The 12,877-nt window shown below is 69.4% G+C and carries 11 protein-coding genes; 9 read left to right on the top strand and 2 right to left on the bottom strand.

Annotation, left to right across the window (positions count from 1 at the left end):
* From B2869_RS11765 to B2869_RS11730, 8 genes are all read left to right on the top strand, one after another.
* Positions 1-751, top strand: a 751-nt coding sequence (locus B2869_RS11765; RefSeq protein WP_292766707.1) for an aldehyde dehydrogenase family protein, incomplete at its 5' end; no start/stop codon positions are given.
* 39 nt (positions 752-790) lie between these two features.
* On the top strand, positions 791-1,570 hold the full coding sequence (locus B2869_RS11760) for a 3-oxoacyl-ACP reductase (protein ID WP_292766704.1): 780 nt from the start codon (positions 791-793) through the stop codon (positions 1,568-1,570).
* 33 nt (positions 1,571-1,603) lie between these two features.
* A complete protein-coding gene (locus tag B2869_RS11755) occupies positions 1,604-2,332 on the top strand; it encodes a FadR/GntR family transcriptional regulator (protein WP_292766701.1) in 729 nt (242 codons plus the stop codon).
* Positions 2,333-2,469: 137 nt separating this feature from the next.
* Positions 2,470-3,630: an ABC transporter ATP-binding protein gene (locus B2869_RS11750; RefSeq protein WP_292766698.1), complete on the top strand. Its 1,161-nt coding sequence runs from the start codon at positions 2,470-2,472 to the stop codon at positions 3,628-3,630.
* Positions 3,627-4,805, top strand: a complete 1,179-nt coding sequence (locus B2869_RS11745) for a polyamine ABC transporter substrate-binding protein (RefSeq protein WP_021199971.1) — start codon at positions 3,627-3,629, stop codon at positions 4,803-4,805. The genes B2869_RS11750 and B2869_RS11745 overlap by 4 nt, the downstream gene beginning before the upstream one ends.
* A complete protein-coding gene (locus tag B2869_RS11740) occupies positions 4,798-5,682 on the top strand; it encodes an ABC transporter permease (RefSeq protein WP_029259561.1) in 885 nt (294 codons plus the stop codon). The genes B2869_RS11745 and B2869_RS11740 overlap by 8 nt, the downstream gene beginning before the upstream one ends.
* Positions 5,679-6,554 carry an ABC transporter permease gene (locus tag B2869_RS11735; RefSeq protein WP_292766696.1) on the top strand — a complete coding sequence of 292 codons (876 nt, stop codon included), beginning with the start codon at positions 5,679-5,681 and terminating at the stop codon, positions 6,552-6,554. The genes B2869_RS11740 and B2869_RS11735 overlap by 4 nt, the downstream gene beginning before the upstream one ends.
* 2 nt (positions 6,555-6,556) lie before the next feature.
* The gene (locus tag B2869_RS11730; RefSeq protein WP_292766691.1) at positions 6,557-8,218 is read left to right on the top strand and encodes an amidohydrolase; all 1,662 of its coding nucleotides are present in this window, start codon (positions 6,557-6,559) and stop codon (positions 8,216-8,218) included.
* Between the two features lie 115 nt (positions 8,219-8,333).
* On the opposite strand, the gene B2869_RS11725 is transcribed toward B2869_RS11730, so the two are convergent.
* Both B2869_RS11725 and B2869_RS11720 read right to left on the bottom strand, forming a co-directional pair.
* A complete protein-coding gene (locus B2869_RS11725) occupies positions 8,334-9,722 on the bottom strand; it encodes an aspartate aminotransferase family protein (protein ID WP_136024175.1) in 1,389 nt (462 codons plus the stop codon).
* 15 nt (positions 9,723-9,737) lie between these two features.
* Complete coding sequence (locus tag B2869_RS11720; protein ID WP_292766688.1) at positions 9,738-11,222, bottom strand: CoA-acylating methylmalonate-semialdehyde dehydrogenase; 1,485 nt, start codon at positions 11,220-11,222, stop codon at positions 9,738-9,740.
* Positions 11,223-11,392: 170 nt separating this feature from the next.
* Between B2869_RS11720 and B2869_RS11715 the strand changes: the two genes are divergently transcribed.
* Positions 11,393-12,865 carry a PucR family transcriptional regulator gene (locus B2869_RS11715; protein ID WP_292766686.1) on the top strand — a complete coding sequence of 491 codons (1,473 nt, stop codon included), beginning with the start codon at positions 11,393-11,395 and terminating at the stop codon, positions 12,863-12,865.
* Positions 12,866-12,877 lie beyond the last annotated feature (12 nt).

Raw genomic sequence — 12,877 nt, 5'->3', positions numbered from 1 at the left:
CTTCACGGGCTCGACCGAGGTCGGGATCGAGGTCGCCGCCGGATGCGCCAGGGCGCTCAAGCCCGTGACGCTCGAGCTCGGCGGCAAGAGCGCGAACATCGTCTTCGCCGACGCCGATCTCGAGCGGGCGGCGGCGGGAGTCCCGGGCTCGGTGTTCGACAACGCCGGCCAGGACTGCTGCGCACGCAGTCGGCTCCTGGTGCAGCGCTCGGTGTACGACCGCTTCCTCGAGCTGCTCGAGCCGGCCGTGACCGCGTGGCGCGTGGGCGACCCCGCGCGTGAGGACACCGACATGGGGCCGCTCATCTCGGCGGGGCACCGCGACACCGTCGCCTCGTTCCTCGACGGCGCCGACATCGCGTTCCGCGGGAGCGCGCCCGAGGGAGACGGCTTCTGGTTCGCGCCGGCCGTCGTGCTCGCGGCTCCCGCCGACCGCATCGCCCAGCAGGAGGTGTTCGGTCCCGTCCTCGCGGTGATGCCCTTCGAAGACGAGGCCGACGCGATCCGCCTGGCGAACGACACGGCCTATGGTCTCGCCGGCTCGGTGTGGACCGGGAGCCTCGGGCGCGGGGTGCGTGTCGCGCGTGGTGTGCGCAGCGGCGTGCTGTCGGTGAACTCTCACTCCTCGGTGCGGTACTCCACGCCCTTCGGCGGCATGAAGGCGTCGGGGCTGGGGCGCGAGCTCGGGCCGGACGCCGCGGAGCACTTCACCGAGACCAAGAACGTCTTCTTCGCGACCGATGAATCCTGATCGTCGCGCAACCCACCCCATCCGGAACGGAGAACCCACATGAGCATCGATCTGACCCAGCGACTGAAGGACCGCGTCGCCATCATCACCGGTGGCGCGAGCGGAATCGGGTTCGCCACCGCGCAGCGCTTCGCAGCGGAGGGTGCGTTCGTCGTGATCGCCGACGTCGATCCGGCCACGGGCGAGACGGCGGCTGCCGAGGTGGGTGGGGTGTTCCGCCGGGTCGACGTCGCCGACGAAGACCTGGTCAATTCGCTGTTCGACGGCGTCGCCGAGGAGTTCGGACGTATCGACATCGCCTTCAACAATGCGGGCATCTCACCGGCGGACGACGATTCGATCGAGACGACCGAGCTCCCGGCGTGGGATCGGGTGCAGGACGTGAACCTCAAGAGCGTGTACCTGTGCAGCCGCGCCGCGCTGCGTCACATGGTCCCGGCGGGACGCGGGTCGATCATCAACACCGCCTCCTTCGTCGCGCTGCTCGGTTCGGCGACCTCGCAGATCAGCTACACCGCGTCGAAGGGCGGCGTGTTGGCGATGTCCCGCGAGCTGGGGGTGCAGTTCGCGCGCCAGGGAGTGCGGGTGAACGCGCTGTGTCCCGGACCGGTGAACACCCCGCTGCTGCAGGAGCTGTTCGCCAAGGATCCGGAGCGGGCGCAGCGGCGCCTCGTGCATGTGCCGATGGGACGCTTCGCCGAGCCGACGGAGCTCGCAGCGGCGGTCGCCTTCCTCGCCTCGGACGACTCGTCGTTCATCACGGCGAGCGCCTTCGTCGTCGACGGCGGGATCACGAACGCCTACGTCACCCCGCTGTGAGCGCCCCTCACCTCGCTGTGACAGGGTGAAGGCATGAGCGAGCACCCCCACGACGGCGACCTCGTCGAGGTGCGCAGAGCGGTCTACCGGCCGTTGCGGCGCGGCAACGCGCTGGAGGACACGGTCGCCCGGCTCGTGCAGACGATCCGTCTCGGCGTCGTCGCTCCGGGGGAATCCCTGCCGCCCGAGCGCGAGCTCGCGGCATCGTTCGGGGTCAGTCGCGACACCGTGCGCGAGGCGATCCGCGAACTCGCGGACACCGGCTACCTGCTCCCGCGGCGCGGCCGGTACGGAGGGACGTTCGTCGCCGATCCGCTGCCGCACCCGACAGTGTCGGGCACCGTGACCGCGGAGGAGATCGACGATGTGCTCGGGCTGCGCCTGGTGCTCGAGCCCGGTGCCGTGCGTGCCGCGGGGAGCCGATCGCTCGACGCCGCGACGCGCGCCGACCTCTGGGCGCGGCACGAGGCGGCTCTGCCGGCCGGGCCGGATGAATACCGGCGCCTGGACACTTTGCTGCACCTGGCGATCGCCGAGGCCGCGGGCATCCCCTCGCTCGTCGCGCTGGTCGCCGAGAACAGGGCGGATGTGAACGCCTGGCTCGACACCTTCCCGCTGATGCCGCGCAATATCCAGCACTCGGGCGCGCAGCACGAGGGCATCGTCTCGGCGATCCTCGCCGGGCGCCCGGATGCGGCCGAGGCCGCGATGCGCGATCACCTCGCCGGATCCGAGGCGTTGCTGCGCGGGTTCCTCATCTGATCAGAGCTAATCGGTCGCAACTTCGACGATTCGCAACGGATATCGTTGCGAATTGATCAAGAGACTTCCGATTTCGCTATACCTGGCGACTTTCCTGTGCCAGACTCGCGGCAAGCGAATCTCAATGGGGAGGCTCCATGCCCGACACCACCCGAACGTCGACGGCGACACTCGACGCACCCACCGTCACCGGTGCGGTCCGCATCGATGGCGTGACCAAGCGGTACGGCACCGCCATCGCGGTCGACGACCTGAGTCTCGACGTGCAACCGGGCGAGTTCCTCTCGCTCCTCGGTCCGTCGGGATGTGGGAAGACGACCACGCTGCGGATGATCGCAGGCTTCGAGTATCCGGATGCCGGGGACATCCTCATCTCCGGCCGCAGTGTCCTGAACCTGCCGCCCTATCGGCGCGAGGTCAACACCGTCTTCCAGGCCTACGCCCTGTTCCCCCACCTCACGGTCGCCGAGAACGTCGCCTACGGTCTGCAGCAACGGCGCGTTCCCAAAGCCGAGCAGCGGGAGCGGGTGAGCGAAGCGCTCGACATGGTGCAGCTGCGGGCGTTCGCCGATCGCAAGCCGACGCAGCTCTCCGGCGGCCAGCAGCAGCGGATCGCGCTGTCGCGGGCGCTCATCAACCGGCCGAGCGTGCTCCTGCTGGATGAGCCGCTCGCGGCGCTGGACCGTCAGCTGCGTGAGGAGATGCAGCTCGAGCTCAAGCTCCTGCAGGCCCGCCTCGGTACGACTTTCGTGTTCGTCACGCACGATCAGGCCGAGGCGCTGTCGATGAGCGACCGGATCGCGGTGATGCGGGCCGGGCGGATCGAACAGCTCGATGCGCCCGCGGCCATCTACGCGGAGCCCGCGTCGGCCTACGTCGCCTCGTTCATCGGGCAGCAGAACTTCGTGCACGGCACGGTGCGTGCCGACGGTGAGGCCGTCGACACGGCGATCGGCGTGATCGCCGGTCGCTGGGGTGGCGAGCGGGTCGCCGCCGGTCAGCCGGCGGTCGCTGCGATCCGGCCCGAGTACGTCCGCCTGGAACAGGGCGAGGGTGCAGGGGTCCGCGGTCGTGTGCTCGGGGTCTCGCATCTCGGCGAGACCCTGCAGGTCGCGGTGCGCATCGGCGAGGATGCCACGTTCCTCTCGCGCATGCCGGCGCCCACGGCGCCGGAGGTGGGAGTCGACGACGAGGTCCGTTGCGTCTGGAGTTCCGCGGATGCACGGCTGTTCGCCGCGGACGGCATCCCCACGACGGCGACGCACGTGATCACCCTGCCCAAGGACGGCGGCCGGTGACCGGCACGCCTCCGGTGCGGGTGCTCGCGCACCGGAGCGCCGCGCGGGTGATCCGCACCGAGCTGACCAGGCGCGGCTTCCTCGCCACCGCCATCATGGCGGGCGGCGCGGTCGTGCTCAGCGCGTGCGCACCGGGCCAGAACGCCGCGGCCGTGCACGCCAAGGGGGGACCGCTCGAGGACAAGCTCTCGATCTACAGCTGGGGCGACTACGACGCGCCGGAAGTGCTCGAGCAGTTCACCGCAGAGAGCGGCCCGCGCATCGTGCTCGACGCCTTCAACTCGAACGAAGAGCTGATCGCCAAGCTCGTCGCGGCGCGGGGCACCTCGGGCTACGACATCGTGGTACCGACCGGCGTCTTCGTCGGACCGATGGCCGAGAACGGCCTCCTGCAGAAGTTCAACCTCGACCTGTTGCCGAACATGAAGCACGTGGCGCCGGAGTTCCGCGGGCGCTCGTGGGATCCGGGCAACGAGTACTCCGTGTGCAAGGCATGGGGGACGACCGGTTTCGTGTACGACAAGAGGGTCATCTCCCGAGAGCTCACGACCTGGAACGACTTCATCGACGCCGCACAGAATGAGGCCTCCGGTTCGACCTCGGTGCTCGACGATCCGGCGCCGCTGCTCGGCATCTACTTCTGGGCGAACGGTATCGACTGGACTACCACGGACCCGGACGACCTCGACGCCGTCGAGAAGTTCCTGGTGAAGGACCTCGCGCCGCACATCTCGGCGTTCGACTCGTACCCGGGAGGTTCGTCGATCCCGCAGGCCTCGCACGCGCTGCTGCAGTCCTACAACGGCGACGCGAGGCTCGGCATCTTCGAGTCCGACGACCCCGATCGGTGGCAGTGGGTGCTGGGGAGCCCCGCGACCGAGCTGTGGATGGACAACTGGGCGATCGCCGCCGGTGCCCCGCACCCCGAGGCGGCACACGCATTCATCGACTTCGTGCTGCAGCCCGACGTGCAGCTCGCACAGGTCGACTACATCGGCTACGACACCGGCATCTCGGGGATCCGGGAGGAGGCGGAGGCCGCGGGGCTGGAACGGCTCGACATGGTGTTCTTCGACGAGGAGCAGGTGGCCACGATGCACGAGGGCAAGCTGACGGACGCACAGGACCGCGTCGTCTCGATCTGGAACTCGATGAAGGCGGCTGCTGGTGCCTAAGCTCAAGTTCGGTCTCGCCATCCCGGCCTGGGTGTGGTTGCTCGTCTTCTTCGTCGCCCCGATCTTCATGGTGATCGTGTTCAGCTTCGGATACAAGCCGAGCATCTTCGCCACGCATGCGCTCGACCACCTCTCGTTCGACCGCTACCTCGAGGCGCTCTCGCCGACCTTCTTCAGCACGTTCCTGAACACGCTGTGGATCGGCATCCTGGGCACGGCCCTGTGCCTCGTGATCGGCGGGCCGGTCGCGTACTGGATCGCGGTGAAGGCACCGCCCTCGAAGCGGGGGTTGCTTCTCGCGCTGGTGATGGTGCCGTTCTGGACCAACTTCCTGGTGCGTACCATCGGCTGGCAGGTGATCCTCGCGCCCGAGGGCTGGCTCTCGCAGCTGCTGCAGGGGATCGGGGTCATCCCCGGTCCGCTCGACCTGCTGTACTCGCGCGGCGCCGTGCTCCTCGGCGTCGTCTACAACTACCTGCCGCTGATGATCCTGCCGCTGTTCGTCGCCTTCGACCGGGTGTCGGGACCGCTGCGCGAGGCGAGCAAGGATCTGGGTGCGAACAGCGTGACGACGTTCCTCCGGGTGACGGTGCCGCTGGCCCGACCCGGCATCATCGCCGGCGTGCTCCTGGTGTACATCCCGCTGATGGGCGACTACATCACCGCCACCGTGCTGGGCGGAGCGAAGGGCAACATGATCGGGCAGGTGGTGGCGAGCCAGTTCCAGACCGCGCAGAACTGGGCATTGGGCTCGGCGATGGCCGTGCTGCTGATCATCGTCATCATGCTCTCGATCGCGGTCGCGGCCGGACTCCTCTGGCTCCTGACCCTGCCGCTCAGACAACGCAACCGACTCGTCCTGGGGGAGGGATCATGACCGATACGAAGACCGCCATGACGGCACCGCGCGTGCGCCGCGGCGCAGGACGCTTCGTGCTGCCGATCTGGGCGGGGCTGGTGTTCCTGTTCCTGTTCCTGCCGATTCTCGTGATCATCGCGTACTCGTTCAACGTCGGGCGCCTGCTGGTGTCCTGGGACCACTTCGGCTTCGACTCGTTCCTCGCGATCGTGAACAAGCCCGCGATCCGCGATGCCGTGCTCGTGTCGGTGCGCACCGGTCTGCTCGCGGCTCTGCTCGCCACCGCGCTGGGCACGCTGGCGGGCATCGCGATGGCACGCAATCCCGGCAGGTGGGTGTGGTGGTTCCTCGGGCTTCTGCTGCTCGTGTCGGTCACGCCCGAGATCGTCGACGCGGTCGCGCTGCTGCCGTGGCTGGTGTTCCTCGGGCAGGATGCCGGGATAGGCATCTTCAACGACGGCACGATGAGACTCGTGGTGGGGCAGTCGCTGTTCTCGATCGCCATCGTGTCGTACATCGTGCGGGCGCGGCTGGTCGGGCTCGACGCCCGCCTGGAGGAGGCATCGGCCGACCTCTACGCGCCGCCCGTGCGCACGTTCCTCAAGATCACGCTGCCGCTCGCGATGCCGGCCGTGCTCGCGGGGTTCCTGCTCTCGTTCACGCTGAGCCTCGACAACACGGTCGTGTCGGCGTTCGTGCAGGTGTCGGGAACGACGCCGTGGCCCGTCTACGTGCTCAGCGCGCTGCGCAGCGGCTTGCGTCCGGAGATCGCCGCGGTGTCGACGATCATGCTCGTGCTCACGCTGTTGGCGCTCGCGCTGGTGGCCGTGGTTCTGAAGAGGGCGGGGGACTCGGCGACCGAGATCGCCCGCACGATGGCTGGAGGGTGAGCATGGTGTTCGCAGATCTGGTGTTCACGGGTGGCGTGCGCGGAGGGCGGGTGTTCCTCGCCGATGCCGCGCGCACCACGGCGCACGCGGTCGCCGTGACGGACGGGTTCATCAGCGCGGTGGGGCACGACGTCGCGGCGCTGATCGGGCCGGAGACCGGGGTGATCGACCTCGCCGGCGGACTGCTGGTGCCCGGTTTCCAGGACGCGCACGTGCACCCGGTGTGGGGCGGGTTGGACATGCTCCGCTGCGATCTGTCCGCTCTGGCCACCCGCGAGGAGTACCTCGACCGGATCGCCCGGTATGCGGCCGCGCACCCGGACGACGAGTGGATCCTCGGGGGCGGATGGCAGATGTCGGCGTTCCCCGGAGGCACACCGACGGCAGAGGACCTCGACTCCGTCGTGCCCGATCGCCCGGCGTTCCTGCCGAACCGTGACGGACACGGTGCCTGGGTCAACTCCCGTGCGCTCGCGCTCGCCGGCATCACCCGCGAGACGGCCGACCCCGCGGACGGGCGGATCGAGCGCGATGCGACCGGTGCCCCCAGCGGCACGCTGCACGAGGGCGCGATGGGCCTGGTCAACCGGCTCCTGCCGACCGAGGCGCCCGAGCGGCTCGTCGAGGCGCTCCTGCAGGGGCAGCGCCACCTGCACTCCTACGGGGTGACGGCCTGGCAGGATGCGATCGTCGGCACCGAGTACGGCGATGCGGGCGATCCGCTCCCGGCCTATCGGACCGCCGCCGCATCCGGGATGCTCACCGGTCGCGTCGTCGGCTCCCTGTGGTGGGATCGATCACGGGGCCTGGAGCAGATCGACGACATCGTGCGCCGTCGGGACGAGAGCACGGTCGGCCGCTTCCGGGCGCGCAGTGTGAAGATCATGCAGGACGGCGTCGCCGAGAACTTCACCGCCGCGATGCTGGAACCGTACTGCGACGGCCACGGGCACCCGCGCGAGGATTCGGGGATCTCCTTCGTCGAACCGGAGCTGCTCAAAGAAGCCGCGACCCGGCTCGACGCCCTCGGCTTCACGCTGCACTTCCACGCGATCGGCGACCGCGCCGTGCGCGAGTGCCTCGATGCGGTCGAGGCCGCGCTCGTGCAGAACGGTCCGCGCGGCAACCGGCACCACATCTCCCACATCCAGGTCGTGCACCCTGACGACATCCCACGGTTCCGGGCCCTCGACGTCACCGCCAACATGCAGATGCTGTGGGCGACGCTCGAGCCGCAGATGGTCGACCTCACCATCCCGTTCCTCGGAGCGCAGCGCAGCGCGTGGCAGTACCCGTTCGGCGACCTGTTGCGTTCCGGCGCCGCGCTCGCGGCGGGCAGCGACTGGTCGGTGAGCACGCCGAACCCGATGGCGGCGATCCACGTGGCCGTCAACCGCCGTTCCGCGCCGACCGAGTGGGAGGGCGACTACGAACCGTTCCTCCCGAAGCAGGCGATCGACCTCGCCACGGCCCTCGTCGCCTACACGGCGGGATCGGCGCGGGTGAACCACCTCGACGACACCGGGACGATCGCGGTGGGGATGCGGGCGGACCTCGCCCTGCTCGACCGGGATCCGTTCGAGCATCCCGCGGAGGAGATCGGCCTGACCGAGGTGCGCGGCACCTGGGTCGGGGGAGAGCGGGTGTTCGACTCCGTGGACTGAGCCGCGGGACACCATCGAACACGCCGAACCCGAGCACACGGTCCCGAATGCAGGGGACCCGGATGCACGAAACCCCGACGACACCGCGTCGTCGGGGTTTCGCGTCGTGCTCGCGTCAGCCTGCGGCGGCCTCGTCGGCCACGGAGAGCGCTTCGTCGAGCACGGTGAGTCCGCGCACCAGGTCTTCTTCGCTGATCACCAGCGGCGGGGCCACGTGCATGCGGTTGAAATGCGTGAACGGCCAGACACCGGCCTTCTTGGCGGCAGCGGCGAAGGCGCCCATCGGAGCGGCATCCGCGCCGGAGGCGTTGAACGGCACGAGGGGCTCGCGCGTCTCCTGGTCACGGACCAGCTCGACCGCCCAGAACAGTCCGAGACCGCGCACATCGCCGACGCTCGGGTGCTTCTCGGCCCAGGAGCGCACAGTCGGACCGACCACGCGTTCGCCGAGGTCGCGCACGCGCTCGAGGATGCCGTCGCGACGGAACACCTCGAACGTCGCGACGCCCGCCGCACAGGCCAACGGGTGCCCCGAGTAGGTCAGCCCGCCGGCGAAGGGCATCGTGTCGAAGGCGCTGGCGATGCGGTCGGAGATCACCACGCCGCCGAGGGGCACGTAGCCCGAGTTCACGCCCTTCGCGAAGGTGATCAGGTCGGGGCTGGCGTCGAACGCGTCGATGCCGAACCATTCGCCCAGTCGCCCGAATCCCACCATGACCTCGTCGGCGATGTAGACGATGCCGTAGCGGTCGCACAGCTCGCGCACGCCCTGCAGATATCCGGGCGGCGGCACCAGCACGCCGTTGGTGCCGACGACCGTCTCGATGATGATCGCCGCGATCGTCTGCGGTCCCTCGAGCTGGATCGTCTGCTCGAGATGCGCGAGTGCTCGTTCGGACTCCTGCTCCGGGGTCTCGGCGTGGAAGGGCGAGCGGTACAGGTACGGTCCGAAGAAGCGCACGGCGCCGGAGTCGACGGTGTCGTTCGCCCAACGCCGCGGGTCGCCGGTGAGCGAGATCGCGGTCGATGTGGAGCCGTGGTAGCTGCGGTACATCGACAGCACCTTGCGACGGCCGGTGAACTGGCGGGCCATGCGCACTGCGTACTCGTTGGCCTCGGCGCCGCCGTTGGTGAAGAACACCTTCTCCAGGCCCTCCGGCGCGACCTCGGCGATCAGTCGCGCGAGTTCCCCGCGCACGTCGTTGGCGATCGCGGGCTGGATCGTCGCGAGACGCCCGGCCTGCTCTTGGATCGCCGCGACCAGGTCGGGATGCTGGTGCCCCAGGTTCAGGTTCACGAGTTGGCTCGAGAAGTCGAGGTACGCGTTGCCCTGGTAGTCCCAGAACGTCGAGCCCTCGCCCGCTGCGACGGGAAGCGGATCGATCAGGCCCTGCGCGCTCCAGGAGTGGAACACGTGGCCGCGGTCGTCCGCACGCACCTGCGCTTCGGCCTCGGGCGCGGGGAGCGGGTGCGAGACGCCGTGGCGGTCGGTGAAGTTCGTCATCGTGGTCGCTCCTCGTCAGTGGTTGCTCGGGAAGCCCAGGTCGACCTGGGAGGGCGTGTGGTCGGGCCACCGGGTGGTGACGACCTTGGAGCGTGTGTAGAAGTGCACCGACTCGGGACCGTAGATGTGGGAGTCTCCGAACAGCGAGTCCTTCCATCCGCCGAACGAGTAGGCGCCGATCGGCACCGGGATCGGCACGTTGACGCCGACCATGCCGACTTCGATGTCGAACTCGTACTGCCGGGCCGTGCCGCCGTCGCGCGTGAAGATCGCGGTGCCGTTGCCGTAGGCGTTGGCGTTGACCAGCTCGACCGCCTCGGCGTAGGTCTCGACGCGCACGACCGACAGCACCGGGCCGAAGATCTCGTCGTCGTAGACCTTCATCCCCGGGGCGACCTCGTCGATCAGGCTGACGCCCAGGAAGAAGCCCTCGGAGTCGAACTGCTTCTGCGTGCCGTCGACGACGACCTTCGCGCCCTCGCCCTCAGCCCCCGTCACGTACGAGGCGACCTTGTCGCGGTGCTCGCGGGTGATGAGCGGACCCATCTCGCTCGCGGCATCCGTGCCGGCACCGATCGTGAGGGCGCCGATGCGGTCGGCGATCGCGGTGACGAGGTCGTCGGCGATGTCGCCGACGGCGACCAGCACCGAGACGGCCATGCAACGCTCGCCGGCGGAGCCGTAGGCGGCGGAGACCGCAGCGTCGGCAGCCGCATCGATGTCGGCATCGGGCATCACCACCATGTGGTTCTTCGCGCCGCCGAGCGCCTGCACCCGCTTGCCGGCGGCCGAGGCGCGCTGGTAGATCGAGCGGGCGATCGGGGTCGAGCCGACGAAGCTGACGGCGTTCACCCGCGGCGACTCCAGGACCGCGTCGACGGCCTCCTTGTCGCCGTGGACCACGTTGAGCACGCCGTCCGGCAGCCCGGCCTCGGCGAAGAGCTTCGCGAGCCACACGGAAGCCGACGGATCCTTCTCGCTCGGCTTGAGGACGACCGTGTTCCCGCAGGCGATCGCCGAGGCGACCATCCACAACGGCACCATGACCGGGAAGTTGAACGGTGTGATCGCCGCGACGACACCGACCGGCTGCTTGACCGAGTGCACGTCGACACCGCGTGACACCTGCTCGCTGCGTTCACCCTTGAGCAGGTGCACGAGTCCCGCCGCGAACTCGACGTTCTCGATGCCGCGCGACACCTCGCCGGCAGCGTCCGAGAGCACCTTGCCATGCTCGGAGGTGACGATCGCGGCGAGTTCGGGCGTGCGCTCCTTGAGCAGCTGCCGCAAGCGGAAGAAGACGTCGGCGCGCTTGATCAGGCTCGTCTCGCGCCAGGCGGGGAGCGCGGCCGCCGCCGCGGCGATGGCGGAGTCGACCTCGGCGGTCGAGGCGAATGCGACCTGCTTCGAGACCTGGCCGGTGGCGGGGTCGAAGACCTGGCCGGTGCGGGCCGCTTCTGCGGCCTCCACTCCGTTGATGACGTGACGGACGATGTCCACGATGTTCCTCCGGGGCTGAAGAATACGGATTCGAACACTCTGACTGAACGTTCGATACGCTGATGTTCCTTAATGATCACAGAGCGGAAGAGCGTCGAGTGGTGTCAGAACGTCAGGACTTGAGCCCGCATCGGACAGATCGTCCGAGTCGGGCAGGGGGTGTGCTCACGGTGGCCGACGTTCTCGCCGATCCGGTGCTGCAGGCGGGCGCACCGGACGTGGTCGTGGGTGGCGCCGCTCTCGATGCCGACGTGCGCTGGGTGCATGTCTCCGACAGCGCAGGAGTCGCCCGACTGCTCGACGGCGGCGAGCTGCTGCTCAGTACCGGGGCGGGGTGGCCGACGGCTCCGGACGAGCTGCGCGACTTCGCGAGAGCCCTGCACCGTGCGGGGATCGCGGGCATCGTCGTGGAGCTCGGGTCCGGCCAATCGCAGATCCCCGATGCCGTGACCGAGGTGTGCCGGAACGTCGGTCTCGCCCTGATCGCCCTGACCAGCGAGATCAAGTTCGTCGCGGTGACGGAGTCGGTGCACAGATCGCTCATCGCCGCTCAGACGGATGCGCTGCACGAACGCCAGCGCCTGCACGAGCTCTTCACGGCGTTGAGTCTGCAGGGTGCTCCAGCCGACGTCGTGGTCGCCGAGACCGCGCGAGCGCTCGGTGCGCCCGTCGTGTTGGAGAATCTCGCGCACGAGGTGATCGCGCTCGAGACCCTGCGCACGCCGGTCGCGCAGGCGCTCGGAGAGCTCGACGCGGCCGATCGCATCCCGGTGCAGGCGCGGGGAGTGCGGTGGGGAACCCTGCTCGCCCTTCCGGGGCCCGTGCACCCGGCGGGCCGGCACACGGTGCTCGAACAGGGGGCGACGGCACTGGCCTTCGGCTGCCTGGCGGACGGGGGCGACACCGAGTGGTCGCTGCTCGCGCAGCGGGGCATCATCGACGATCTTCTCGGTGCACGGTTCGCGAATCCGGCCGACATCGCCGCTCGTCTCGCCTCGGGGGGATTCACTTTCACAGGTCGGCACTGCCACGGCATCGTCGCCCGCGGTGCGGAATCGGCGGCCGAGCTCGCCTCTCGGGCACGGCAGGCCGGGGGTGCCGTGGTCGCGGCACGCATGGGGGAGGACGACGTCGCCCTGCTGTCGCTCCCTGAGTCCGCCCCGCTCACCGACGCCCTCGCCGTGCGCATCGCCGGGCCCGCACGCACGGTGTTCGTCGGTCCTCCGACGGGGGATGTGCTGGGGCTGCTCGCCTCATTGCGCGCGGCGAGAGACCTCGCGGCGAGCGACCGCTCCGAGACGGGTACACGCGTGCGACGCGTCGACGACCGTCCGCTGGAGCGCTTCGTCGCCTCGCTGCGCGACGATCAGCGGCTGCTCGCACACAGCGAGCGGATGCTCGCCCCGGTCGTGGCGTACGACTGCGAGCGGCGCGGAGACCTGCTCGACGTGCTCGCGGCGCTCGTCACCCACCCCGGAAATCGCTCCGCGGCGGCGGCCGCGAGCCACCTCTCGAGATCCGTCTTCTATCAGCGGCTCACCCTGATCGGTGATCTGCTCGACGTCGACCTCGACGACGGGGAGACGCTCGCCGCGCTCCACCTCGCGCTGCTGGCGAAGCGGAGCGCGGTGCCGGTGGCCTGACCCGTATCCGCC

This window comes from Microbacterium sp. UBA3486 (assembly GCF_002377845.1).
GTDB classification, from domain to species: Bacteria; Actinomycetota; Actinomycetes; order Actinomycetales; family Microbacteriaceae; genus Microbacterium; species Microbacterium maritypicum_A.
Note: the sequence above shows the minus strand (reverse complement) of the source record. Positions and strands in the feature narration are given on the sequence as shown.

Bases quoted from the DNA above. Each gene is read 5' to 3' on its own strand.
- B2869_RS11760 (WP_292766704.1), top strand. From the start codon at position 791: ATGAGCATCGATCTGACCCAGCGACTGAAGGACCGCGTCGCCATCATC.
- B2869_RS11755 (WP_292766701.1), top strand. From the start codon at position 1,604: ATGAGCGAGCACCCCCACGACGGCGACCTCGTCGAGGTGCGCAGAGCG.
- B2869_RS11750 (WP_292766698.1), top strand. From the start codon at position 2,470: ATGCCCGACACCACCCGAACGTCGACGGCGACACTCGACGCACCCACC.
- B2869_RS11735 (WP_292766696.1), top strand. From the start codon at position 5,679: ATGACCGATACGAAGACCGCCATGACGGCACCGCGCGTGCGCCGCGGC.
- B2869_RS11730 (WP_292766691.1), top strand. From the start codon at position 6,557: ATGGTGTTCGCAGATCTGGTGTTCACGGGTGGCGTGCGCGGAGGGCGG.
- B2869_RS11725 (WP_136024175.1), bottom strand. From the start codon at position 9,722: ATGACGAACTTCACCGACCGCCACGGCGTCTCGCACCCGCTCCCCGCG.